General features: G+C 40.9%; 2 protein-coding genes. Both read left to right on the top strand.

The annotated features are described in order from the left end of the window. The first annotated feature begins 78 nt into the window (after positions 1-78). Positions 79-402, top strand: coding sequence for a hypothetical protein (locus ACM0OY_RS40415; protein WP_414574302.1), 324 nt, complete (start codon positions 79-81; stop codon positions 400-402). Further along, positions 402-1102 (top strand): hypothetical protein (locus ACM0OY_RS40410; RefSeq protein WP_414574301.1); only part of this gene is annotated, 701 nt, incomplete at its 3' end. The genes ACM0OY_RS40415 and ACM0OY_RS40410, both read left to right, overlap by 1 nt.

Below are 1102 nucleotides of genomic sequence, written 5' to 3'. Positions count from 1 at the left end.
TACATAAAAGAGGAAGATTTACATAAATTTCAATCGCTCATAAAACAGATTTATTCACTTCAATTAAAAATCTGATTTATGGCAGAACCAACCCTTACCCAGGTACTTGGTAGTGGTGCTACCCAGGACGCAACAACCATAACCATCCTGAAGGCAGATTTAGCCGGACTGACTGCTAGTGCTAACAACACAGCTGAAAGCTTAGTTACTGGAATTATTCTTAAGGCTTCGGGTTACCTAAATAGTACTAATCAAGCGACTAACACAGATATTCAAATCACAATCGAAGATAGCAATTTTCCGCAAGTTGTCACAAGGAACAATACGCAGTATCGCCAAACAACTTACAACGTAAATTTTCAGTCTGCTGATAACTATACTTTAGACCCGGATAATTTCTAATGGCAATTGCAACACGAACAGAAACCACACTAAGCCCAACCATTACACAAACCAGTTTAGTAAATGCCATCAAAACCGCGTTTTTAAACGCTGGTTATTCGGCAGTTTATGACGAATTTGTGAGCGGTACTGACCAAATCTTGGTTTATGAATGGGTAAACGATAGCACAAAGAATTTTGGTAAAACTTACCTCAGAATTCGTGTTACTACAACCCTGCTGATTGGGCAGCAATTATATGCAGGGTGGAACATTGGAACCCATACGGGAACTAACGGCAGTACAGAAGCAACTTATTCAAGCTTTGGCAGTTCTACAACCATTCTGCTTAATGCCTTGAATGGTGGTGAGGAATATAAATTCGTATTTCTTAGTCAAGGCACTTTATTAGTGCCTCTAGGTATCATTGCGCCCTTTGACAGACCTGGATGGTGGGACTTAAATAGTTGGGCTTATGGTTTCTTTTTCACAACTAGTTCTCCTTCGGTTTTGCGCGGTGTTGCAACAGCGGCCTTGCCTTACTCAAGCAGTGACTTTGATACATTTTTGACCAATTCAAGAATGAGTTCAGTCAATCCGCAAACAAGTAAACCAGACATTATCAAAGGACTGCTTTTACTGACTCAAAGTAGTTCGGGTGTCGGTGGCGCGACATCTGAAGACCTAGCGATAGGAGCGTTTAATGGACAGACACGACTATC

It is taken from the genome of Nostoc sp. CCY 9925 (genome assembly GCF_963920935.1).
In the GTDB taxonomy this organism is placed as follows: domain Bacteria; phylum Cyanobacteriota; class Cyanobacteriia; order Cyanobacteriales; family Nostocaceae; genus Nostoc.
The sequence above is the reverse complement of the archived record's forward strand: the minus strand, read 5'-3'. Positions and strand labels throughout refer to the sequence as shown.

Bases quoted from the DNA above. Each gene is read 5' to 3' on its own strand.
- ACM0OY_RS40415 (WP_414574302.1), top strand. From the start codon at position 79: ATGGCAGAACCAACCCTTACCCAGGTACTTGGTAGTGGTGCTACCCAG.